The organism is Thermococcus sp. (assembly GCF_027012695.1).
Classification (GTDB): Archaea; Methanobacteriota_B; Thermococci; order Thermococcales; family Thermococcaceae; genus Thermococcus.
The window spans coordinates 1-1424 of the sequence record NZ_JALUYR010000133.1 but is presented as its reverse complement, the minus strand read 5'-3'; the positions used below and the strand labels follow the sequence as shown (position 1 = coordinate 1424).

Sequence of the window (1424 nt, the reverse complement as noted above, 5' to 3'; positions counted from 1 at the left end):
GCAGAGACCGCGCTATTTCCGCGGGGCTTACCTGTTTATGCAGCGACAGCTCCTCGGCCAGCTGCTCGATGGTCTTTTTAAACCACTTTTTCAGCACATCGAAGTTTTCCACTAAGTCCTTGGTCGTAGCCTCCTCTGGCCGCGGTTCCTCCTCAACCCTAAAGCGGAACCCCACTATCTTGCCACCGCGGCCACGCCCCCGGCGGATTTGCTCAACCTCTACCTTTAAGTGGGTTTTTTCGTTTATCTCTTTTACGGCGGGCTCTATGTATTTTCTGGCTAAATCTTTACCTGAAACTTTTTTTAAATCTAAAAGCTCTATTAATGCTTCTTTACTTAGCTCGAAATCATTTCTTTTTAAGCTTAATTTTTCCTTAAAAATGCGATAAAGCACAATAGATGCTTTAAGGTCAAGGTTTAGAATTTCCTCAAAATTATAAATAGTGAACCATTTTTTAAGCAAAACCAACAGAGGAGCTACTAAAGGAGTGTAAACTACCTGCAAATCGCCCTTAGGTTCTGAATAAAAAACACCCATAATAGTGGCAATACCACAATAAGTAGGGTCTTTTTTCTTTACAAATTTCTCCAAAATATAGGTAAAACCTAAATCTTCTAAAACTTGTTTATATGCTTCACAATTAACTTCGAAAACTATTTTCTTTTCCATTCCTTTAAGCACTTCCCGCCAGTATTTAACTTTTCGCGGCGAGAAATGGTCGGGAAAGCGCCGGCGTAGCTCCTCTAACTCTACCTCAGATACCGCATAGAAGACCTCTTGCTTTTTCCTTATCTCCTCCAGCTCCTCGAGGGACAGCTCCCGCCCGTCCCCGTCAGTTATCCAGAACCGCGCATTAGCCAAGCACCACGCCCATACCAGCAGTTCCTCCCGGGTCATTTTCTGCTTGGCTTCTATCAGGAGGTTAGGTTCCCGCACTCTCCAAGGTTTTCCCTTTTTGCCCATATAAACCATTATACGGGCTTAACCCCGAAAGCTATCCCGAAAATGGGACAAAAGTGTCCCGAAAATGGGACAAAAGTGTCCCGAAAATGGGACAAAAGTGTCCCGAAAATGGGACAAAAGTGTCCCGAAAATGGGAAATGGGACAAAAGTGTCCCGAAAATGGGACAAAAGTGTCCCGAAAATCCCAACCTTGGTTAGCACTTGCCAACAAATGCAAATAATATTAGAATCCATAGAGGAATTTAAGACTTCCCTAAAAACCCATTAGAGTTAGAACTATCAAGGGTTTCCGCCCCCTTTGAGGAGCTTTTAAAACAGGGACCCCTTTAAGGACAAAAACAGCTAAAAATACCAACCGCCACTTTTGTTGACATTCGCCCTATAAAAATATATAAAAAAAATAAAAAAAAATATTTATTAAAAAAAATAAAAAAATTAAAAAATTTAAAAATCTTCCTCC

General features: G+C 41.5%; 1 protein-coding gene. It reads right to left on the bottom strand.

Going from position 1 to position 1424, the window contains the following annotated elements; all coding sequences use genetic code 11:
- On the bottom strand, nucleotides 1-973 hold a 973-nt coding region (locus MV985_RS09015), incomplete at its 3' end, for a replication initiation protein (RefSeq protein ID WP_297465510.1).
- Between the last annotated feature and the right edge of the window lie 451 nt (nucleotides 974-1424).